The organism is Mesorhizobium sp. CA10 (assembly GCF_020165285.1).
Lineage (GTDB): Bacteria > Pseudomonadota > Alphaproteobacteria > Rhizobiales > Rhizobiaceae > Mesorhizobium.
In genome coordinates this window covers 33677-55969 of the sequence record NZ_JAIUHV010000020.1, presented here as the reverse complement: position 1 = coordinate 55969, position 22293 = coordinate 33677, and the positions used below count along the sequence as shown (strand labels likewise).

The 22293-nt window shown below is 61.0% G+C and carries 20 protein-coding genes; 13 read left to right on the top strand and 7 right to left on the bottom strand.

Annotation, left to right across the window (positions count from 1 at the left end; genetic code table 11):
* Positions 1 to 147: 147 nt before the first annotated feature.
* Complete coding sequence (locus LB535_RS27655) at positions 148 to 990, bottom strand: PRC-barrel domain-containing protein (RefSeq protein WP_318012361.1); 843 nt, start codon at positions 988 to 990, stop codon at positions 148 to 150.
* Between the two features lie 778 nt (positions 991 to 1768).
* Between LB535_RS27655 and LB535_RS27650 the strand changes: the two genes are divergently transcribed.
* From LB535_RS27650 to LB535_RS27615, 8 genes are all read left to right on the top strand, one after another.
* Positions 1769 to 2095: a DUF736 domain-containing protein gene (locus LB535_RS27650; protein ID WP_224634434.1), complete on the top strand. Its 327-nt coding sequence runs from the start codon at positions 1769 to 1771 to the stop codon at positions 2093 to 2095.
* Positions 2096 to 2382: 287 nt separating this feature from the next.
* Entirely contained in the window at positions 2383 to 2664 is a 282-nt protein-coding gene (locus tag LB535_RS27645; RefSeq protein WP_224634433.1) for a helix-turn-helix transcriptional regulator, read from the top strand.
* A 17-nt stretch (positions 2665 to 2681) separates the two neighbouring features.
* On the top strand, positions 2682 to 3737 hold the full coding sequence (locus tag LB535_RS27640) for a replication initiator protein A (RefSeq protein ID WP_224634432.1): 1056 nt from the start codon (positions 2682 to 2684) through the stop codon (positions 3735 to 3737).
* On the top strand, positions 3734 to 4225 hold the full coding sequence (locus LB535_RS27635; RefSeq protein ID WP_224634431.1) for a DUF2840 domain-containing protein: 492 nt from the start codon (positions 3734 to 3736) through the stop codon (positions 4223 to 4225). The genes LB535_RS27640 and LB535_RS27635 overlap by 4 nt, the downstream gene beginning before the upstream one ends.
* A complete protein-coding gene (locus LB535_RS27630) occupies positions 4222 to 4767 on the top strand; it encodes a S26 family signal peptidase (RefSeq protein ID WP_224634430.1) in 546 nt (181 codons plus the stop codon). Before LB535_RS27635 ends, LB535_RS27630 begins: the two co-directional genes overlap by 4 nt.
* A 37-nt stretch (positions 4768 to 4804) precedes the next feature.
* On the top strand, positions 4805 to 5134 hold the full coding sequence (locus LB535_RS27625; RefSeq protein ID WP_224634429.1) for a DUF736 domain-containing protein: 330 nt from the start codon (positions 4805 to 4807) through the stop codon (positions 5132 to 5134).
* 149 nt (positions 5135 to 5283) lie between these two features.
* Entirely contained in the window at positions 5284 to 5907 is a 624-nt protein-coding gene (locus tag LB535_RS27620; protein ID WP_411969621.1) for a lytic transglycosylase domain-containing protein, read from the top strand.
* Positions 5908 to 6150: 243 nt separating this feature from the next.
* Entirely contained in the window at positions 6151 to 7890 is a 1740-nt protein-coding gene (locus tag LB535_RS27615) for a relaxase/mobilization nuclease domain-containing protein (protein WP_224634428.1), read from the top strand.
* Positions 7891 to 8294: 404 nt separating this feature from the next.
* On the opposite strand, the gene LB535_RS27610 is transcribed toward LB535_RS27615, so the two are convergent.
* Together LB535_RS27610 and LB535_RS27605 are read right to left on the bottom strand one after the other, a co-directional pair.
* Positions 8295 to 9605, bottom strand: coding sequence for a type II toxin-antitoxin system HipA family toxin (locus LB535_RS27610; RefSeq protein ID WP_224634427.1), 1311 nt, complete (start codon positions 9603 to 9605; stop codon positions 8295 to 8297).
* Entirely contained in the window at positions 9605 to 9859 is a 255-nt protein-coding gene (locus tag LB535_RS27605) for a helix-turn-helix domain-containing protein (protein ID WP_224532300.1), read from the bottom strand. Before LB535_RS27605 ends, LB535_RS27610 begins: the two co-directional genes overlap by 1 nt.
* Before the next feature lie 285 nt (positions 9860 to 10144).
* On the opposite strand from LB535_RS27605, the gene LB535_RS27600 reads away from it, so the two are divergent.
* Complete coding sequence (locus LB535_RS27600; protein WP_224634426.1) at positions 10145 to 12130, top strand: conjugal transfer protein TraG; 1986 nt, start codon at positions 10145 to 10147, stop codon at positions 12128 to 12130.
* Between the two features lie 5 nt (positions 12131 to 12135).
* Positions 12136 to 12573 (top strand): CopG family transcriptional regulator, encoded by a 438-nt coding sequence (locus tag LB535_RS27595; protein ID WP_140721097.1) that lies wholly within the window; start codon positions 12136 to 12138, stop codon positions 12571 to 12573.
* Positions 12574 to 12667: 94 nt separating this feature from the next.
* Here LB535_RS27595 and ehuB read toward each other — a convergent pair whose 3' ends face one another.
* Positions 12668 to 13540: an ectoine/hydroxyectoine ABC transporter substrate-binding protein EhuB gene (gene ehuB, locus LB535_RS27590; protein ID WP_224634425.1), complete on the bottom strand. Its 873-nt coding sequence runs from the start codon at positions 13538 to 13540 to the stop codon at positions 12668 to 12670.
* Between the two features lie 326 nt (positions 13541 to 13866).
* Here ehuB and ligD point away from each other — a divergent pair, with 326 nt between their 5' ends.
* Together ligD and LB535_RS27580 are read left to right on the top strand one after the other, a co-directional pair.
* Positions 13867 to 15636: a DNA ligase D gene (gene ligD, locus LB535_RS27585; RefSeq protein WP_224634424.1), complete on the top strand. Its 1770-nt coding sequence runs from the start codon at positions 13867 to 13869 to the stop codon at positions 15634 to 15636.
* A 220-nt stretch (positions 15637 to 15856) separates the two neighbouring features.
* Positions 15857 to 16120, top strand: coding sequence for a hypothetical protein (locus tag LB535_RS27580; RefSeq protein ID WP_224547917.1), 264 nt, complete (start codon positions 15857 to 15859; stop codon positions 16118 to 16120).
* Between the two features lie 187 nt (positions 16121 to 16307).
* On the opposite strand, the gene LB535_RS27575 is transcribed toward LB535_RS27580, so the two are convergent.
* From LB535_RS27575 to LB535_RS27565, 3 genes are all read right to left on the bottom strand, one after another.
* Entirely contained in the window at positions 16308 to 16592 is a 285-nt protein-coding gene (locus tag LB535_RS27575) for a PilZ domain-containing protein (RefSeq protein ID WP_224547915.1), read from the bottom strand.
* Between the two features lie 181 nt (positions 16593 to 16773).
* Complete coding sequence (locus tag LB535_RS27570; RefSeq protein ID WP_224634423.1) at positions 16774 to 17433, bottom strand: hypothetical protein; 660 nt, start codon at positions 17431 to 17433, stop codon at positions 16774 to 16776.
* A 446-nt stretch (positions 17434 to 17879) separates the two neighbouring features.
* Positions 17880 to 19139: a GGDEF domain-containing protein gene (locus LB535_RS27565; RefSeq protein WP_224634422.1), complete on the bottom strand. Its 1260-nt coding sequence runs from the start codon at positions 19137 to 19139 to the stop codon at positions 17880 to 17882.
* A 2413-nt stretch (positions 19140 to 21552) separates the two neighbouring features.
* Here LB535_RS27565 and LB535_RS27560 point away from each other — a divergent pair.
* Positions 21553 to 22290, top strand: a complete 738-nt coding sequence (locus LB535_RS27560) for a Crp/Fnr family transcriptional regulator (protein ID WP_224532308.1) — start codon at positions 21553 to 21555, stop codon at positions 22288 to 22290.
* The last annotated feature ends 3 nt before the right edge of the window (positions 22291 to 22293 follow it).

The window sequence follows — 22293 nt, the reverse complement described above, 5'->3', positions numbered from 1 at the left end:
TCGATGAAGTGCAGACACGACATCGGACAGGACCAGGTCGCTGATATCTTCAGAGCTATGACGGACCTCGTCGGCTAATTTCAAGTCCGCTCCTGCGTTTTCCAGTGGAAGCGCCCGCCACACGGGCGAGCGCTGCGCGGTGATTTTTTACTTGTTGACGATGATGCGCTGCTTGTCCCGGTTTTGGGCGTAAGTGGCCTTGTCGTAGGCAGTCTGCGCCTCCAACTGGTCCTTGGTGAAGTTCGTGTAGAGGTAACGGTTGCCGTTCTTGTCGGTCATGAACTTGAGGTTCTCCATAGCGACCGCGACCTTCTTTTCGCCAATGCCCAGAAAGCCGCCTACATCAACGATTATTGCGTCGACCTTCTTGTCACCAGTCAGGATGACGTCGCCGATCTCGCCGACCTTCGCATCATCTGCGCCATAGACGTTGGTTCCGATCAGATTTGCCGCACTGATTTTGTCTGACGGCATTTCGGTCAGGGACGACTTGTCGATCGAGGCTGTCGAAGTCGTATCGGTTTTGCCGTTAGCCGCTTGGCCGTTAGTCGTCTGCTCCGTCGGTGCTGCCGCGGTATCATAAGCCTTCGTATCAAAATTGGGTTGAGCTTTGAGCTCATCCTTCGTCGTCTTTGCGACTAACCAGCGATCGCCCTTTTTGTTGACCCATTCAAGCTTGCTGAAATCATAGGCTACGTTCTTTTCCCCCACGCCAAGGAATCCGCCGACGCCAATGACGACGAGCTTGGCGTTCCCGTCCTTGTCCAGGACGATGTCATTGACATCGCCTATCTTCGTCGCGTCGTCGGCGGTGCTGTCATAGACCGCGGCTCCCATGATCTTGGAGACGAGCTTGCCATCAGTGACCGGGGCAACAACCTCCGTCTGGGTAGCGGGGTTGCTGGTATTTGCGGCGTGAGCACCCGCCGTGCAGAGCGCCGCCGACATGAGAGCTGCCGTCGCGGCCGTAGCTAGTATCTTGCGGATCATTGTGAAATTCCTCCTGTTGCCTGGTCGATTGACGTCGGCAGCAGCCAACGCCAATTCATCCAACGGAAGGAACTGCCTTGCGTTCCGGGAGGAGGCCAATGGTCGCAAAGGGCGCCGGACTGAAGGCCCATGCAGAACCTGCACGGGTTTACCGCCCCCCGCCACCAACGAGTCAAATGACCCGACCTGCAAACAGGATTACAACTGCCGTCGATGCCAGGGACCTAGCCTAATTGTCCGAAGAGGACGTTCCGTTATCGGCCGCAACGAGACGTCCGCAATATACGGCCGCTCAATAGCAAAAGCCGGTATTTGGAGCGCGTGTCTGGACCAGCTTCGATAGCATCCAGCAACGGCATTACCAGTCATGACGCGAAGCCGAGGCCGATCCCATCCGCGATCGCCAGATGGATCAGGTTCTGATGCAGCACATGTCAGGCCCTGGTGACATCAGCACCGGCGAGACGGTCCACATCATCTCTTTCAGTCGCAGATGATCCCATCGTCTCCGTCTTCCATTTCACAGAGCGCACCAACGACCTCTCGAACGGGCTATCTGGCCGAAGGACGGCTGAAGCCTCGACCGCCTATGCCGCAATGGCGCGTCGCGCGTTTCTTCCCCTGGGCGAAGCCCATTCCTCGCGAAACCAAGAAACGCGCGCCTGCGCCATCCTGCGCTTTGCTGCGGTCGCAAGCGATGCAGCGGCGGTCGCCTCCGGCCTCACGATCGCCATCGAGGCCGCATGGTGCGGCTCGGAAACGAGAACGGAGACTGAAAATGGCTACCATCGGCAGCTTCAAGAAGACCAATGCGAACGAGTTCACCGGCGAGATCATCACCCTCAGCGTCCAGGCCAAAGGCGTGCGCATCGTCCCAGACATCCGGGCCAGCGGCGAGAACGCTCCAAGCCACCGCGTCGTGGTCGGCAAGGCCGAGATCGGCGCCGCCTGGTCCAAGCGCTCCAACGAGGGCCGCGACTATCTCGGGCTCAAGCTCGACGACCCGAGCTTCACCGCTCCGATCTACGCCAACCTCTTCGCCGACGAGGAAGGCGAGGGCCACAGCCTCATCTGGTCCCGCCCCAACCGCCGCAATAGCGAGTGACCTGGCAGACGCCTCGCCCGGTCCCGGGCGAGGCGCTTTCGGCCGGCGGTCGCGCAAGCTCTTCGCGCCGCCGGTCTGTCCGACCGGATTCCTGTTACCCGATGCGCTGCTTGATGCACGATAGGGGCGAAGATGGTTGAATTGCTGCAGGCGCCGCCGCCAGTCCCGAAAGCCTTTTAATGGTGCAAAATAGCGCCCCTCAATTGCGCACCTGATCATCGTGCCCTTGCTCCTCCATCCTGGCCATCGATCGCCGTTCAACCGCAACGGCCGGAAGGAGAAACCTCATGAACGCCGACGCCGCGCCATTGCCGCCGCGCTACCTGCGCACTTCTGAAGCCGCGCATTTCCTCAGTCTCTCGGCGCGCACGCTTGAGAAACATCGCACCTACGGCACCGGGCCTGCCTATCGCAAACTTGGCGGCCGCGTCGTCTACGCCGTCGATGACCTCCAGCTCTGGGTTCAGCGCGGCGCGATGACATCGACATCCGATCCGCACGGCTCGGTGGTGCCCGCCAAGCCTCAGGCCGCCCGCCTGATCCCCTATGCCGGGCGCGAACGGCGCTGAGCCCGCTGATTTCCCCCTTGTCGGCACGACTACGCCCACCATTGGAGCGCGAACAGCTCGACCTGTTCCAGGCGCTGCCCGGCGTGGTCGCGCCACGCGATGCGCAGGACCTCATGGCCTATCCCTTCTTCTCTCTCGCCAAAACCAGGCGCATCGCGCCGATCGACTTTCGCGCCGGCGAGGTGGCGATCCGTGTCGAAGCGATGCCCGATCACGGCATGGCGACGATCTGGGATGCCGATATCCTGATCTGGGCCGCGAGCCAGATCGTCAGCGCGCGGGACGCCGGGTTGCGCACATCGCGCCTGATGGCTGCGACGCCATACGAGATGCTTACTTTCATCGGCCGCGGCGTCTCCAAGCGAGATTACCTGCGCCTCAAGGCGGCGCTCGACCGCCTGCAGTCGACAAGCGTCGTCACCTCCATCCGCCAACCCGCTGAAGGCCGTCGCCATCGCTTCTCGTGGATCAATGAATGGCAGGAGCGCTCAGGTCGAAACGGCCGCCCGCTTGGCGTCGAACTGATCCTGCCCGATTGGTTCTTTCGCGCCGTCATGGACGACGCGCTGATCCTGACGATCGACCGCGCCTATTTCGGGCTGACCGGCGGCCTGGAGCGCTGGCTCTATCGGCTGGTGCGCAAGCATGGCGGGCACCAGCGCGCCGGCTGGCGTTTCGACATCAGCCATCTGCATCGGAAATCCGGCAGCCTCTCGCCGCTCAAGCGCTTCGCCTTCGAGCTGCGTGACATCGTGCGTCGCCAGCCTTTGCCGGGATATCTGCTGTTCACGGAGGTCGAAGCCAGCGGCCGTGTGTTGTTGGCTTTCGAACCGGCGCCGACGCCTGTTGATAGGATCGTGCCATCGGGAACCCGAGCTATCGTGCCATCGGGAACCGCTTCCTCGTGCTTTCGGGAACCGCGATCGGCCTTAAGGAACGGACCCGAAACGAAAAATCGCGCTCCTAACTTAGACTCTAACTCTCAATCTAACACTCTTGCGGGCAAGCCGCGGACCGACGGTGGGGAGCAGAAGCCGCGATTTGTCGGCCGACGCTGTGGAGGCGACGCATGACGCGGTCTCCTCAATCGACGCCGCGCGCCAGCCTCACGACGGTCGAGCTGATTTGGATCGAGAAGCGGATCGAGCACCGGATCCGCTTCGGACGCCCTGCCGATCAGACGATCATCGACAACCGACGTCGCGTCGTGGGATTTGCGCCGGGTAGTGTTTTTGCCTTCGTGCGCTGGGCGGCGAACGACTTTGGCACCTTCGTTTCGCGCATCGACATCGTGCGCGCCGTCTTGCCCGCTGAACCCTATCAGACGCTGCCTTACATCCGGCCAGGCGCCGAGATCCTGCTCAAGATCGCAGGCTGGGACAAGGTTGAGCGGGTTCTTCAACTGATCGATGCGATCGAGGCGATCGGCCTCGATCCGGTCGATGCCGCCCCTGACTATTGGCGTCAGACCCACAACCGACTGGTTGCCGGCGGAACGCCGCGCGCCTATTCGCTCGAGCAGCACCGGGCCTTTCTGCTGCGCAAGCGAGCGACATCATGAGCCGCGCCGCTTGCATGGCGGTGACGCTTGCGGCCGTTGCCGCAATCGTCGCTCCAGCTGCTGTGGAAATGCCGCCGCTGCTGGTATGGAACGCATCGGCCAGCGCACCCCTCGGGCTCTATGCGATCCGGAGAATGGCCGTTCCAACGGCCGGCGCCCTCGCCATCATCGAACCGCCGGAGACCGTTGCTCGGTTCGCCGCCGAACGCGGTTACCTTCCGCTCGGCGTGCCAATGCTGAAGCACATCGAAGCGCTTCCTGGACAGGAAGTTTGTCGCGTTGCTGGCGTCATCACGGTGAACGGGCTTGCCGTTGGCGTCGCGCTGGAACGCGACGGCAAGGGGCGCGCGCTGCCCGACTGGCAGGGCTGCCGCACCATTGTCGCCGCCGAAATCTTCGTCATGAACCGGAATGTCCAGGACAGTCTCGACGGCCGCTACTTCGGCCCGTTCCCGATGGGCTCGATCGTTGGACGCGCGATGCCGCTTTGGACCGACGAGAGGGGCGATGGCCACTTCACCTGGCTTGCTCCCGCGAGCTGAAATTCAGCACAGCCAACAAGAGGAAGGAGACAGTCACATGGCCGAGATCGGCATCTTCCATGAAACGGAATCCGGTTACTCCGGACGCCTTCGAACACTGCTCGTGGACGTCGCGCTGGTGCTTGTCCCGATCAGGACGTCCAACGGCAATGCGCCGGATTTTCGCATTCACATCGGCGATGGCAGCGGCCCCGAGGTCGGCGCGGCCTGGAAGGAAACCGGGCAGACGGCTGGCGACTATCTGTCTTGTCGACTGGAAGATCCGCTGTTTGGCCGACGCTTTCGCGCCGGTCTCTTCCGCTCCGACGACGGTTCCTGGTTGCTGCGCTGGATCCGGCCGAAATCGCGGCCGGAGCGTGCTCGATGAGTGCGCCATCGGCGCCGAAATATGCGCACGAAAGCCGCCCCGTCAGTTGGTTGCCTGGTCGGAGGCAAGCACGTTGGCTTGTCGCTGGCATGCTGATTTTTTGTCACGCGATGACGGACGCCGTTGCACAGAGCGCCCCGGGGCCACGCATGCCCGCGGACGATCCATATGCCGCGGATATCACCGAGGCGTCGCATCGCTTCCGTATTCCTCAGCTCTGGATACGGGCAGTCATGCACATCGAGAGCGCCCGCGACCCGCGCGCCGTCTCGCGAAAAGGGGCAGTGGGGCTGATGCAGATCATGCCCGAAACCTGGGCTGAGCTGCGTCTTCGTCACCAACTCGGCCGCGATCCCTACGATCCGCACGACAACATCCTTGCCGGCGCCGCCTATCTTCGCCAGCTCTATGATCGATACGGTTCACCGGGCTTCCTGGCCGCCTACAATGCGGGGCCGGGTCGCTACGAAGCCTCTTTGAGGGGCCGCCCGCTGCCGGCAGAAACCTGGGCTTATGTTGCGAAGCTTCGCCCTTTGTGGCGCGGCGGTGATGCGCCCGGCGCGCTCACCGCCGGTCATGCCAAGGCCATCACTTGGAACCTCGCGCCGCTGTTCATAGTGCGGTCCGGGTCCTTGGCCGATTCCGGTCTCTGGTCCGGAGAACACGCTGCCGTCGAGGTCTCGTCGTCACCGTTGGCGCGCGAACTTTTCGCGGCCGGTTCGCTGCCGCGGCAACTGTTCACTGGGTCCGACCTGCGGACATCGCAGCGATGACGAAGTGTCCGTCAGCTCGTGCGCCGGCGCCTCTTTGGACGTCGCAGGCTTTGAGGCGCATAGGGCACAAGGCAACAACCGAGGGATGGCAAGATAAAAGGGCGCACATTGTGCTGCGGTCGGTTCGTTGTATTTGCTGGGTTTTTTGCCGCTTCTCGCACATTGCGGCGCCTCGGCGCAATGTGCTTGGAACATGCAAATCACTGTATTTGCTGTACTTATGGCAAGGTGAGGGCGGGCGCCGTGTCTGATGAGCACGAGTTCCGCATCCGTCCGGGCCGCATTCGCTCGACGCGAGCCCAATCGTCGCGGCCCTTCATCGCCCAGGCGCTTGCGGCAGCGCAAAAGGCTGGCGGCAGCGTGTCGCGCTCAGGCCGGATCGGGACAGGCAAGCGCTCGCAGTTCGGACGCGGCAGGGCAGCGAGCGTTCAAGCCAATCGCTTGCTCACCGGCCGTTCCCGCCTCGCCACGATCAAGACCCGCGTGGTTCGCCATTCGAAACGTGGCGCGCCGCTGGCGACCCACCTCAATTATCTGCGCCGCGAAGGAGTCACACGCGACGACGCGAAAGCCCGAATGTTCGGACCGGAGGTCGACGATGCGTCGACCACGGATTTCGTCGATCGCTGCAAGGACGACCGGCATCATTTCCGCTTCATCGTCTCGCCCGAGGATGCCGCCGACATCGCCGACCTGAAATCCTTCACCCGTGATCTCATGGGTCGGATGCAGGAGGATCTCGGCACGCCGCTCGACTGGATCGCGGTGGACCATTGGAACACCGACAATCCCCATGTCCACGTCATCCTGCGCGGCCGGGCCGACGACGGCCAGGACCTGGTCATCTCGCGCGACTATATCAGCCGTGGCATGCGCGATCGCGCCAGCGAGCTCGTCACGCAGGAGCTTGGCCCCCGGTCGGAGCTTGAGATCCGCCGGCATGTCGAGCGCCAGGTCGAGGCCGAGCGGTGGACCGGGCTGGACCGCCAGTTGCTCCGCGACGCAGGCGAGGACGGTGTCATCGATCTCGCGCCACGTGCCGATCGCCAGCCTGACGAATTCATTGCGCCGAAGATCGGGCGGCTGCGCAGGCTGGAGACGCTCGGCCTCGCTGAACAGCTCGGTCCTGGCCAATGGATCGTCAGCGAGAGAGCCGAGGCGACGCTGCGCCAGATGGGTGAGCGCGCCGATATCATCAAACGCATGCATCGCGCATTCTCGGCCCGCGACATCGAACGCGCGAGCGCCAGCTATGTGCTGGCCGCAGAGAGCATCGGCGAGACGATTAGCGGCCGTCTGATCGAGCGCGGCCTGGATGACGAGCTGAGCGGCAGTGCCTATGCAATCATGGATGGCGTCGATGGCCGCTGTCATCACGTCCGGCTCGCCGATCTCGAGGCGGCGGGCGATGGTGCGCCGGGCGCAATCGTCGAACTGCGCAAATTCGAGGACGCTCAGGGTCGGCGGCGGCTGGCGCTTGCCGTGCGCTCCGATCTCGACATCGACAGACAGGTGGTTGCGGAGGGGGCGACCTGGCTCGACCGGCAGGCGCTTGCCCGTCCTGCGGCGGCTCTTTCCGATGGCGGCTTCGGCGCCGAGGTGCGCCAGGCGCTCGATCGGCGCGTCGAGCACCTGGTCGGGCTGGGGCTGGCGGAGCGGCAGCCGGGCGGGACCGTCTTTGCCGGCAACTTGATCGACACGCTGCGCCGAAGGGAGCTCGAGGCGCTGGGCGACAGGATCGCGGCCCAATCCGGCCGCTCCTTCAACCGTGCGGCAAGCGGTGAATCCGTGTCCGGCACCTACAGCCAGCGCTTTGCGCTTGCGTCCGGCCGATTCGCGATGATCGATGATGGCCTCGGGTTCCAGCTCGTGCCCTGGACGCCTTCGCTCGAAAGGCACCTTGGCCAGCATATCAGCGGCAGCACTCGCGGGGACGGCGGTGTCGATTGGAGCTTTGCCCGCAAGCGCGGGCTAGGTCTCTAGCAGCTGAACGAATGGTCCTGCCATGTCGGCCGCGAAAATCCTTTGGGAGCAGATCTCACGGTTTTCCTGAGCCGTGGTGCTGACGACTTGGACGGCGACACAATCGCGGCATGGAGACTTGGCGTTCGGCGGCACCTCGGGCCGCGCTGGTCGGTCGCGCCGGCCTGCCCGTCCACTTATGCGCCTGCACGCCCGAGCCGCGCGGGGGACCGGCGAACCCTAAGAGGCCTTCGTCACCGCGCGGGACAGCCTGGCGAAAAGGGGGCGAAGCTGCGCCAAGAGATTTCGGAAGACACGATCCCGTGTACCGAGAAGAGGCAGCCTTAGCTGCGCCGCAGGGGATGTCGATATCGAATGTGCGGTTGGGTGGCCCTGAATTCTTGTGCGGCCGCCCACTAGTTTGATCAGTGTATCTCGGCGAGGATTGTCGCACGCCTGATTATCGCCGATCCGACCGACTCGACGAGTTGCGCGGGAAAGTGACGTGGCAACGACGAAATCACGGCCTCGGTCCACCGCTCGGCATTTGCGGAGATGTCTTCGAAAATCTTGCGCATCAGGGACCTCCCCACGCCGGAAACCTCGGCGGTCTGCATGAAATGGCGGGGTACAATTTCATGTATGGAATAATGCCGGCTCTTGCCTGCAGACATCGCCAGCTTGAATTTTTTGCGGGGGATCTGTCCAGCATCAAGGCTGGGCTGCGCGGTCAGCACGTCGTAGAGCGGCGTCATCCGAAACCGCCCGCCGGGCCCGAGAAAAATGCTGAAGTTCTTGGCGTGGCCGTCGGTCGCGCCAATGAGCCAGAATATTATGCAGGCACGCAAAAACAGCGAGATGTCGTCTTCGGGCCTGTCACTGCCCTTAAGCAGCTCGATAATCGACGGCATGCCGGGACCGCCCTCTGACTGGTATTTGCGTGTCGGCGGGACCGACAGTGCTTGACACATATCCTCCTGTGGAAGGCGCATGAGACGGCCATCCGCGGCCCACAACCGGTCGAACCGCTCGACGATCAGCGTACGGCGCTCCCCGAAGTCGGCGATCTCAGTTTTGGCGGCGGGAACGCCGAACGCGTCGATCAGCTTAAGGCACAGATATTCGTTCTCAACGCTGTTGGAGAGATCGATGCCATTCGGCAACCTGCCGATCTGCGGTTTCAGGATGTGGGTGGTCGCCGCCGTGCCGACCGGCTTGTACCAGCGTCCGTCCTTGCGTAGCAGCGCCGTCTTTTCCTGGGCGCCGGCGATCGAGATGCGGAAATCCTCATCCTCGCCGAGGCCAAGCGGGGCGTCAGCGAGGTTTGCGATTATCCCGGCAATCTCCTTTTTGCTGACCGGCTTGCCTTCGCTGCTACCAGGGCTGCCGGGATCGACGCCATCAGGCAGGAATTGCAATGCGCCGACGCAGTCATGGCCGAGGGCGGCAAGCATGCTGTAGGCGTCGGTGCCATCCGCCCCGACACGTTCGGCAATCCGCTTGCGGATGGCGTCATTGTCGGGAAGCAGGTTGTCGAAGACATTGATAACCGGCGCGCCGATATAGCGGTCCTCCCGCAAGGGAAGCGAAAGCGAGACAGGGAAGGTGCCGTGCCAGTCCAGCCATTCGCGGGCATATCGAAAGTCCACGGCGCCGGTGGATTGCCTGCGCAGCACGCCCACCAGGCGACCGTTCACGAAGACATTTAGGGGCGTGTGAGCCGGCCGCCGCGCCATCAGAACAGGTCCGCGATCTCGGTCGCGCTGCTTTTGCTGCGCGGGCGAACGACAAGTTCAAGGTCGAGGGCGGAGAGTGCAGCCATCAAGGTACTGAGCTGCACTGCCGGCTCGCCGGCTTCAAGGCGAGACACGGTGGCCTGACGCAGGTGGATCCGGCTGCCAAGCATCTCTTGCGTGAGATCGGCTTGCCTGCGGGCGCGACGCAGAATGGCGCCGAGTTGCTTTTCGTTGCGAGCGATCTGGTCGGTCATGGTAGTCTCCTGGAGCGTATATACGTGATCGCGTATGGTTTTGCAATATACGCGATGGCGTATAAGTCCGTCGCATACGCAGATGCGTATAGCGACCCCAATCGCGTATGATGTCTGCTACTCAAATGCGTAGCCCAAGAGGACAGCGCCCTCGCTCGCGCCCCGGGCTCTTGGGCTTCCCGATTCCCTGTCTTCCTAGCCGACGGCACGATGCGATGCGATCGGCGTCAGACGGCTGTTGCATCTCGCGTCACCTTGCTGACCTCTCGCCACAAGGAGAAGCGAATGCCGGGAACGAAAGTCCTTTGGGGACAGATTGTCGTGGTCTTCCTGATCGTGCTCCTCACGATCTGGGCCGCCACGCAATGGTCCGCCTGGCAGCTGGGCTATCAGGAGCGGCTGGGAGCGCCTTGGTTCGTCATCGGCGGGATTCCAGTCTACTATCCGCCTGCTATTTTCTGGTGGTGGTATTTCTACGACGCCTATGCGCCGGCCATCTTCGCGCGCGGCGGCCTCATTGCCGCCTCGGGCGGCTTCATCGCGATCGCCGTAGCGATCAGCATGTCGCTGTGGCGCGCCCGCGAGGCGAGGGAGGTCGCGACTTACGGCTCCGCGCGCTGGGCCGAAAGAAGCGAGGTGCAGGCGGCAGGCCTGCTCGCCCCCGACGGGGTGGTGCTGGGGCGCTATGGAACTCATTATCTGCGTCACGACGGGCCTGAGCATGTGCTTTGCTTTGCGCCGACGCGTTCGGGAAAGGGTGTCGGGCTTGTTGTGCCTTCGCTGCTGACCTGGCCTGGCTCGGCGATCGTCCATGACATCAAGGGCGAGAATTGGGGTCTGACCGCCGGCTTCCGCGCCCGCCACGGCCGGGTGCTGCTGTTTGATCCGACCAATGCAATATCGGACGCATACAATCCTTTGCTCGAGGTTCGCAGGGGTGAATGGGAAGTCCGCGATGTGCAAAACATCGCCGACATCCTTGTCGATCCGGAAGGCTCGCTTGAACGGCGCAACCATTGGGAAAAGACGAGCCACGCGCTCCTGGTCGGCGCGATCCTGCATGTGCTCTATGCCGGACCGGATAAGACGCTTGCCGGCGTCGCCGCCTTTTTGTCCGATCCGAAGCGGCCGATCGAATCGACCTTGGTCGCGATGATGACGACGCCGCATCTGGGGGAGGGCGGTCCGCACCCGGTCATCGCCAGCGCTGCCCGTGAGTTGTTGAACAAGTCCGACAACGAACGCTCCGGCGTGCTCTCGACCGCGATGTCCTTCCTTGGGCTCTATCGCGATCCGGTGGTGGCACAGGTGACGCGCGCATGCGGCTGGCGCATCGCCGACCTTGTCGCCAATCCTCGTCCGGCGACGCTCTATCTCGTCGTTCCGCCTTCCGACATCAGCCGCACCAAGCCGCTGATCCGTCTCATCCTCAACCAGATCGGCCGCCGTCTGACCGAGGATCTGCAGGCCAGGACGGATCGCCATCGATTGCTTCTGATGCTGGACGAGTTCCCGGCGCTGGGACGGCTCGATTTCTTTGAATCCGCGCTCGCTTTCATGGCCGGCTATGGATTGAAAAGCTTCTTGATCGCGCAGTCCCTCAACCAGATCGAGAAGGCCTACGGGCCGAACAATTCAATTCTGGACAACTGTCATGCGCGCGTCAGCTTTGCGACCAACGACGAGCGGACCGCCAAGCGTGTTTCCGATGCCTTGGGCACGGCAACCGAGCTAAAGGCGATGAAGAACTATGCCGGTCACCGGCTCTCGCCCTGGCTCGGTCATCTCATGGTGTCGCGCTCGGAGACGGCGCGACCGTTGCTGACACCCGGCGAGATCATGCAATTGCCGGCCGGGGACGAGATCGTCATGCTGGCCGGCACGCCGCCTATCCGGGCGAAGAAGGCGCGCTATTTCGAAGACCCGCGGTTGCGGGAGCGCATTCTGCCGCCACCGGCTGTCACAGCTCGAGCCGAGCCGGAGCCTGACGATTGGACGGCGCTTCCGTTGCCGCTCCCGCCATCTGGTACGGCAGCCGCAACTGCCGTGGCGAAAGTTCAGGAGGAATCGACCGAGTCCGAATTGCGACGTCAGCCCGAGCTCGATCGACTTCTCCCGGCTGCGGCGGAGCTGCCGCCCGTCAACGAATTCGAGATCGAAGCGCCTGACGAGACGGATGATCTCGCATTGAGCAGCAGCCGGATGGCTCGCCTTGCTCGGGGCGTGGCGCGTCAGATCGCGCTCGATCCGGACGACGGCATGGAGTTGTGAAGGTCGTGACAGCAAGAAAGAAGAAGGTCCAAATTTCCGTCTATCTCGACCCTGCCGTGATGGCCTTGCTGGTCGATTATGCCGCCCGGCGCGATCGCTCGCAGTCGCTCATCGCTGAAGCGGCGATCGCCTCGTTCCTCTCTCCGGATGCCGACGCGCAACGCGAGGCGGCGATCTCCAAACGTCTCGACCGGATCGATCGCCGGATCGCGCGGTTGGAGCGCGACGTCGGCATCTCGGTTGAAACCCATGCGGTATTCGTCCGCTTCTGGCTTGCCACCACTCCGGCCTTGCCTGAGCCGATGGCCCAGGCAGCGCGCGCCAAGGCAAGCGAGCGTTATGAAGCTTTCGTCTCCGCGCTTGGCAGGCGGCTGGCCAAGGGGCCGAGCTTGCGGCAGGAAATCCCCGAGGACATCGCGCCACCCGGCGATCCCGAGCGATAGTGATGTGAGGGCCCGCGGGCGAAGGCGCCGGCGGAGTTCGCGCGGCGCCTTCAGGTCCTGTCGATTGCTGTACGTCTTCCCGTTGCCGACCCGGTCAGTTGGCGGCTCCGCACAACTGTGAGGTCGTCAATCCTGGCGGCACGTTTTCCGTGGGGCCAAATCCGTACTTCGCCATGATGCTGGCAATCGTGCCATTCGACATGACCTTGGCCAGCCCCTGATTGTAAAGGTCGCGCAGGTCGCCATCATCCTTCCTGAACGCGATCGCGACGTAGCTGATCGACTTCTCGTCGGTCGTGAATGGGTTGGCGCGCTCCAGATCGGGGCTCTTTTTGCCGGCCAGCAGCCCGATCGCAGTCGGGGACGAAAATACCGCGGCGTCGATGCGGCCGGCGCGCAGTGCCGCGATGTTGGTCTCGATGTCGGGAAACTGCAGGATGCGATCGGCAGGGACGCCCTCGGCGATGGCGTTCTGGATGACGTTGCTGCCGCGGCCGCCGCCCATGATCGTGTCGGATTTCTTGGCAAGATCAGCATAGCTATGGATCGCCTTGGGGTTGCCGGCGAGTACGATCGCTGCGTCGTCCTGCCTCAGGTCGGGAGCGCCGAAGGCGACCTGCTGGCATCGCGGCGGCGTTATTGACAAGCCGGACGCCACGGCATCGAAACGCCCGGCCATCAAGCCAGGGATCAAAGCGCCGAACTCCGTGACCTGGAAGTCGATCTGCTTGATGCCGAGGTCGGCGAACGCAGCTCTGAGCAGGTCCGGATGCCAGCCGAGCAACTCGCCGGTTTCTTCCTTCTTGTAACCCCATGGCGCGCGGTTGTGGATGCCGATCACGATCCTGCCCTCTCTCAAGACGCGTTCCTTTGTCGTTTCCGCCGTGGCCGGCAACACAGATCCGACAATCGCGGCATAGGCGATGCAGGCCAGGCCAATGACGGCCGATCGGGCTCGAAATTTCATCGTGCAGTCCTCCCGTGAGATTAAGTTGCGCGCAGGGGTTCGGCCCCAGCCCTTCAACGCTACGTTGAGGGCCGCCAATGCGTCAATATAGATATACAAGATATGTACAAAATATTGCCGACGCGAGGCAGCGAGAGGCGGCTCACCGCTGGATTGGCCGTTGAGCGGATAAGGCTCAGCGCACGATCATCGCCTACAAGGTTTCTAAGAACTTCCAGAGGTAGCAGCGAACCGCGCCGGCGGCGGGGATCATATTCAATTTTGCTAAAATCTTCGGAACCGATTGCTCCGGCCCGGTTTGAATCCCGGTCCAGGAGTTCGAGTGCATGCGTAAATTGACCGGTCACCTCGCCTTCATCGAGTTCCAATCACCGACGCTGGTCGAGAGCGCTCCTGCCGATACGGACTGGCTGCACGAAATCAAATACGATGGCTACCGGACCGAGCTTATCGTTGAAGGTGGCGCGGCACGTGCCTTCACCCGTCGGGGCTATGACTGGTCGCATCGGTACAAACGGATCGTCCAGGCGGCGGCGAACCTATCGGTCAAATCCGCAATCCTCGACGGCGAAGCGGTCGTCCTCGGCAAGACTGGCTTGCCGGATTTCCAGGCTCTCGAGCGGGAGCTGGCAAACCCGAGCTCGCCGAAGCTCATGTTCTTTGCGTTCGATCTTTTGTACCTCAACGGCCGAGACATTCGACAGCAGCCGCTGATTGAGCGCAAAGCTGCTCTGCACAGGCTCCTGCAGGAAACGGCTCCAACGCTGACCTTTGTCGAACACCTGGACATTAGCGGCAAGGACGTGTTCGACCATGCCTGCCGCATGGGCCTGGAGGGGGTGGTCTCAAAGCGGGCTGACTCTCCCTACCGTTCCGGTGTCCAAACGAGCTGGCTCAAGGTGAAGTGCGTCAAGAGCGACACGTTCCCGATTGTGGCTTTCGTCGAAAAGCTTGGCGCGCAGCCGCGCCGCGTTGCTTCCCTGTATATCGGCAGATGGGAGGGCGAGCGGCTGCTTTATGCTGGAAAAGCGCAAAGCGGCTATACGCTGGAGGCAGCCCGGCGAGTTCGCGAGCGGCTCGATCCGCTCATCATCAGCAAATCGCCTCTTTCGGAACCCATCAAAAAGCCTAAAGCAACTTGGGTGCGGCCGGAGGTGCCGGCTGAGGTGCAATTCAGTGGCGTGACCGACCGGGGTATCTTGCGCGAGGCGGTGTTCAAGGGATTGCGCGAGGATCTCGCTGTGATCCCAGCGAAGCCGCCGTCGCTCTCCAAGCGCAGGTTGGAGAGCCAACATGGCGTTCCTGGCGAGAACATTCTCCAGCTGCTACCCGATGCGGTTGCACCTTCCAGGGAAGAGCTTTTGGGCTACTGGCGGCGGGTGGCCGACCGAGCGTTGATTCATCTGGGCCGAAGACCATTGAAGCTGGTTCGCCATGCGTACGGGGCCACCTTCTATCACAAGGGGCCGCTGCCGCCGATCCCTGCGTCGGTGCACCAGCTGCGGGTGCAAAAACGCGAAGGTGGCGAAGGTGTCCGGGTTTGGGTGGATGACCTTGACGGACTGCTCGGCTTGATCGAAATGGATGTCATCGAGCTTCATCCTTGGAATGCCACGATTGACGACATTGAACATGCCGACCGGCTTGTCCTGGACCTCGACCCTGGCGAGGGCGTCTCCTGGGATGCGGTGATCGAAGCCGCGCTGTCGCTACGCGCGATCTTGGAAGCAACTGGCTTGGACAGCTGGCCGAAGCTCACCGGCGGCAAAGGTATTCACTTGATGGCACCGCTCGCCGCGAAGATGACTCATGACAGGGCGCGGCAACTGGCCAAATCGCTGGCCCAATGTCTCGTTGATGCCGATCCTGACCGGTACCTGTTGTCAGCCAACCCGGCAGCGCGGAGAGGCCACATTTTTCTAGATTACCTTCGCAACGGCCGAGGCAATACCGCAGTTGGTGCGTTCTCACCTCGATCGCGGCCCGGCTTTCCGATTGCGCATCCAGTTACATGGAAACAGGTTGAAGTCGGCATTAGGCCGGACGTTTTCACCATGAGCCATCCGTTTAGAGCCGCTGCTCAAACGGCGGCTTGACTGTAAGAAAGAGCACGGCAGGGTCCTGTCGATGACGTCCGCGTCGCATTCGAGGCTGCGGCGCGCTAGGAGGATGGTTTTCGATCGAAAGAAAAGCCCGTCGCAGCTAATGAGCGTAAGCGACGGGCTTTCCGGGACGAAAGAGCAGCTACACCTCGGCGGATCGACTGCTTCGCTTAAATCATCAAATCGTGAATGCGTTCTATGATGGGACACTTTTTTGTTCGATGCCTTGGGAACCAAATCCGAGTTTGAAAGTTGCGGCCGCTGGGGGAAAAGAGATTCCCAGCCAATGTCAGACAAAAACCAGACGATACCGATCGTCCAAAAGCTCGTTCAAGAAACCGGTATTGCTGAGGCGCAGGCCTACGAGCTTGCCCTCCTAATTGGTATGAATTGGAACTCGCTCGTGCGAGAGGCGAAGCTCATTCGCGCTGCGGCAAGGGCCGAGGTCGCCCAGGACGGGCCGCCTGTCGAGAATTGACGCGCTAGGAACCGAAATATTTTTCCTGACCACCAGTCCGCCGGTCACGTAGAGGCTTAGAATCTGATCAGCCCATTGTGCTGGAGGACATACGGAAGGATCAGGACCATTTCGATCCCACATACCCATAGGATGGCTTTGTTCATTCCGATATCCGTTGAAGGCCACGCCGAACATTATCGATCCGTCAGCCATAGTGAAGCTTCGGCTTGCTTTCGGTGCCGGTAAATTGAACGCCGATCCTGTCGTTCTTCCGCCAGCGTATCACGCACCGGTAAGCGATCCCATCGACCGGGACATAGAGTAGAAATTCTGCCGGGACCCTAGTGTCGGCCGGCACTTTCAATTCTGCTCCAGCCGCGTGTTGATTGCGGATCGTGCACGTGGTTTCCGAGTTAGTAATGCTGGTGATGATCGTCGCGCCCTTGAGAACACGCTTCCGATGTTCGCGACGGTGGTCCTTTTCCGACAACGTGGATTCCTCCGGGCATAATCAGCGCCGATCGACCCCGAAGCCGCCCCTTCTTATCACGAACGAACCGCGGACGGCGAAAAGCCCGCCGCGTTGTCGCAGCGGACTTCCAACCGGCTGGAGGCCGGAGAGTGTCACAACGGGCCTCCTGCCTGTTCACACTTCCGTCCTGCAGACCAGACTATCGGCGCGAAATCATCAGGCACAGTTGGCGCAGGTCCCGATCGTAGCTGTCCTGACTGCCCAGCACATCGACACAACGATTTTTCATCCGAGCCAATTGAGTGCCAGACAAGCCAGAGACAGCGCTGGCCACCTTGGGACTCGTCGGGTTAACCGGGCTTGTCAGGCCGCTCGGATTGGTTCCTACCCCGACCCCGGCAGTAACGCCGTTGCCGACCCCAACACCAACTCCGATGCCCGTCCCACTGGTGCCGCCTACCGTAGCGCCTAAGCCAGCCGTGGCGCCGCTCGCACCGCCCACTGTCACCCCAGCGCCTGCGTTCACCCCGTTAGAGCCGCCTAGGGAAGCACCAGCTCCGGCATTGGCACCACTTGATCCGCCAATGGAGGCACCGAGCCCGGCGTTCACCCCATTGGAGCCGCCCAAAGAAGCTCCAGCCCCGGCGTTGACGCCATTTGATCCGCCAATGGAGGCACCGAACCCGGCGTTCACCCCGTTGGAGCCGCCCAAGGAGGCCCCAGCCCCGGCATTAACACCTCCACTGCCGCCGACTGATGCGCTGACGCCAATTCCGGCTGCATTTGCGGACACGCACATAATCGCGATCACTGCACCGCCCGCCAATGTTCGAGCAAGTTTTGCGAAGATGTTGGCCATGACACTCTCCTGTCGTTGCTTTGAGCACCTGCAACAAGCCATTTGCCGTTACTCAAATTAGTACGCCCCGAGGTACGGAGGGTTTCCGCGCAGAAGCATGAGCCGCAAGATATGGTTTCTCAGCGGTTAACAATATACTCGGAGTTTTAATGTCCTCGTCGTACTACCGCTGCCAAGCCGTTGTCCTCCGATGTTGGCTTGGCGGCATGGCGGGGAGGGTTGGTGAGATTGCGAGCCTGACGAACCCAAACTGCGGCGGCCGACGGCGTGGAGATCAGGGGAATCGCTAACCTTCGAATGGCGAGTCATGTTCGCCAATGCTGCGAGCCGCGCGTTGCAGGTCGAGCGGCGCTTGGCTTAGCCATGATGAATACGCACATTCAACTCACGTAGATTGAAATGCCAACATATTCCGGAACGGCCCACCGCGGACCCGCTCGAGAGCATCACCGTGTCGAGCGAATATGTTTACGTCCCGCTGGGTCGGGTGTGTGGAGCAGCACTCGGTTTCGGCCGGTTTGCTTGGCCAAATAGAGTGCGGCGTCCGCTTTACCCTGTAGCTGCTCCGGTGAAATGGCTTCGTCAGCGGTCTGAACTGCAACTCCAATGCTGAGAGTGACGCTGCGCGAGACGCGCGATCCTGGGTTGGGCAAAGCGGCGGCCTCAACGCTCTTACGAACCCGTTCAGCCACTGAGACAGCCTCTTCCTCTGTCACCCCGGGCAGCAGCACGAGGAACTCTTCCCCACCGTAGCGGGCAACATGATCTCGATCGCGCCTGACGTTTTCCTGGATAATGTTGGCGACCTCCACCAGACAGCGATCGCCCTCGGCATGGCCGAGGTGATCGTTCAGCTTCTTGAAGTGATCAATGTCGCACATCAGCATCGCGGCCCCGTCGAGGCAGCGTTGGTCGGTTCCCCACAGATGGTCGAGCGTTTCCGTCATCCAGCGCCGGTTGGCGATGCCCGTGAGCGGATCAGTCTTCGCCAGCAGTTCCAGCCGATCGTTCGCCTTAGCCAATTCGGCGACCCTGCGCCGGTCGCGCAACTCAAACAGGAAAGTCTTTTGAGCGAGAATTGTCATGATGCGACGGGCTGCAACCGTCGCGAACAAACCGCTGGCGAAGAACAGCGTTCCATCGATCGCGCTGCCATGCTCAATGGCCGGATTCTCCACCTGAAACACGAGATACAGTCCGAGCGCCAGCGCCGCGATCGCGACCGTCCAGGCCAGCGGGATGCCGAAGATGATGATGGCTGTAATGGCTACGAACAGCATGACGTTCAATTGCCGTTCATAGAACTCGCCGCCAGCGGCTACGCCGACCAAGGCTACCGACAGCAAAATCAGGAACATACCTGTAATCAGCGAACCCCCTTCGAGCCAGGAAGGGCGCGGCTTCCGCCATACGAGCACCACTGCGATGACGGCAGGGGGGATAATGGCTCCGGGCAGGAGCATAGATTCCGCGGTTGCGGTTGGGAGCACCAGCATGTTGAGCGCTAGCGTTAGCACATCCAGCACGGCCACCCAGATCATCCAGGCACGGATGATCTTCGCCGTTTGTGACCAGACCCGTGCCCGAAACAGACGCCTGACCTCACCTTTGAGGCGGATGTCGCGCGTTCGGCGCGCCAGAAGCCGGTCGACTTCAGCAATTAAGGCAGGATCATCCTGCACGTCGATGTGCGTAAGATCTGACACAGTCGAGAGGCCTTACGCTTTCTCCTGATCACCCATTCGGACCCCACCCGGAGTTCCGTACAGCCCAAGCGTGTCAAACTATCCTGAAGATTTCATTTCCAGGCGTGGTGTGTTCCAAGAACCTGGGCTGCAGCCAAGGACGTGGGCATCCGGCTGGAAGCCTGACCGGCGCACCGTGCTCTGCGCGAGATCAACTCTTGGATTTTGGTGTCTCGCGTTCGAGAGTCCCTCGGTCGTTCGTGTTCTGAGATGGCGCGTAGCCGCGCCTTAGGTTTCCGCAGCGGTTTTTTGCTTTGCGTCAAAACATCAAATGAGATTAGTTTCTCATGTATTCCGCTCAGGGAGCTCTGCATACCGATTCCTCAAGGAGCTAACCAAGCTGGCGTGTTCAGTTCGGCCGAGATCGCCTTGTTGGCACGCGTGCTCGAAGATTGAAACCGATGGTCAATCGCTTCAGCGACGTGAAGCGCTCGCGTCTCGCGTATAGCAAGCTATCAGGCAGGCATTAGAGACGAGGAAGAACTGGCGTCGGAAGCTACCGCTCGGACGCTAATGGCCATACCTAGGAGGCGAAATATTGGCAGGTGCCTGGACTAGGCCTTCTTGGCAATTCGGAGCTTTGAAAGCAATTTCCACAATTCCGTCTCGTCAGTGATTCCCTTATCGAAGGCTGCGATAACTTCGCACGCAAGGCATTCCCTCTGCTCCTCGTCTTTGAGGGCCAGACGTCGCTCTCTGCACAGTTGGTCGAATACCCTCTGAAGGATGTCGAGATCGCAAGGCGCGTATACGCCGCTGTATTTCTTGAAGGCCACTGCGCTTCTGTCCCCCCGGACCCGAGCAAACTGAACTGTAGATTATTGCGCTCCGTGCCAAACTTGGGCGCTAGTAATCGCATGCCGCGTAATCCGAACGAGTGGCGATATTTGGCCCTTCTGCCGCCTATCGGAACCGCTCCAAATCTGGACCCGAGAGCATGCTTTTATTGCGCTCAACCGCTCTAGCGATTGCGGCATCGATCTCGTGGCGTATTGGGCCTGATTCCAGCGTTGCGCCAAAATTTCATATCTTCAGCGAGTTGAATGATCCACGTCGAATTCACGCGGCCTCCCTCGTCCACACGTGACCGCCAGAAAGCCGCTGGAGCGACTGGCCATGCCGTCGAGCCAGATTCCTCTCGGCGTCAAGCAACTCGTGCTCCCCAGTCAAGCCGTTCATAAAAAGCTTGAGCAAATGGGACGCTAAGCGTTCCCCTTGTTCCGAAGCGGATAAAATGCCGCGCTCAGCGCAGATCGCCCGAAGAACCCGAGCTAGCATCTCGATTTCGCTCGCCTCCAAAAACCGACCTGGATACAGCATGACGTCCGCTCCCGAAAAGCCCGTTGATCCGGCGTTTACGCGACGTCAGGTACGGCACGCGATTACCTATGATAGTCTCATTCATTTTTTTCCGATCTAATGCCGCCAAGACTCCTGTTCCGGGCGAGAGGCCGTTGGAGCAGGATCAATTCTGTCCATGCACGCAAACCGCGATGCAAAGGTTCCGGGTGCACAAACTATCGGTGATGAGACGATGATGCCTTCTAGAGCTCACGAAAACTCCCTTGAGCAGGGAGGCGACGCAGCTCTCGCCAAGACTCGACTTCAGCAATTTCAGTGGTGCGCAAGCTTAGAACAGTTTCTTCATGCCCCGATAACATGTGTTATTCGGCGGGAACAGGTCACGGCCTAGCTTGGAGGTTCAGGAAAGGCATAGTGGCATGCGGGGAGGCACCATGAATTTCGTGAGAAATAGCGTCGGTCCGTTTGAGGCCGCCATGGTCGCGGTCATGACCTTAGCGGCGATCGGAATCATACTCGTCATTGTCCTAGGGATTTACTGAATTTCCCTCCGTCCGTTCATCGTCAGATCACGAATGCCCGCCAGTCACGCCAACGCAACAGCTCGATCCCACCCGCACAATCAAAGAAGATCAGGACGTGAAGGATCGCGTCTGTGCGCTCCGGCACCCGCCTACATGGATTGGCAGCCGCCAGGGGGCGGCGCAAGCGCGAACGCCGCTTAGAAATCAACGGATGAGCGGAACGAATATCGAACGACGTCGTTACCTGTCGTTGCGATCATGGCTCTTTGGAACCACGCTTATGCCGATTACCTCGGGCCGCGACCTCGTGCATAGGCTTCTGGAAGAAACCAGCATTACCGAGGCACAAGCGCGAGAGTTGGTCTCTCTACTCGGCACGAATTGGTCTTCGCTCGTCCGAGAGGCCAAAGCCATCACCAACAAGCCGAGGCCGCCGGGACTGCGCTCGTAAGACATTCCAAGCTCGCGCTTGGCAGCAAAGCCGCCCGCCAAATGGAACATTAGCGCCTGATCCAGGTTCGGTACGCAACTCAACCCGGTCATCCAACTTGGCACATGTCCTTTCCCCGAACGTTTTGATCCGTAAGCTTCAGAACATCTCCGATCTGACCCAGTCAGATATAGCTATTTTAGAAGGCATTCCGCTTTCAAAGAGGGACTATCATGCAAACGAGGATATTGTACGCGAGGGCGATCGACCTACTCATTCATTTGTGGTCTTGGAGGGCTTGGTGGGATCCACCAAGCTTACCGGCGACGGCAAACGGCAGATCACGTCCTTCTTTGTTCCGGGAGATATTCCCGATCTGCACGGTATGCATCTCTCGGTTCTGGACTGCACCTTTTCATCGCTCGCGCGCGCCAGTCTGGGCTTCATGCGGCATGATGCTATGCGAGCCATCTGCGACCGACATGCCTCCATAGCCGCTATATTTTGGCGCTCGACGCTGATCGACGCAGCGATATACCGAGAATGGGTTACCAACGTTGGAAGGCGCGACGCCTATACCCGTATGGCTCACATATTGTGCGAACTCATCGTCCGCCTTCACTCGATGGGGGTTATCAAAGATCATGTAGCCAATCTCCCGGTCACGCAGGCAGCCCTTGCCGACGCGTTGGGCCTGTCAACTGTCCACGTGAACCGAGTGCTTCAGGAGCTGCGACGCAACGGGCTTATATTTACCGAGGGCACCCGATTTCATGCTGTTGATTGGGACGGGCTCGTCCGAGCCGGAGATTTTGACGCCACCTACTTGCATCAAAGGACCGCAACAACATTCTGATGG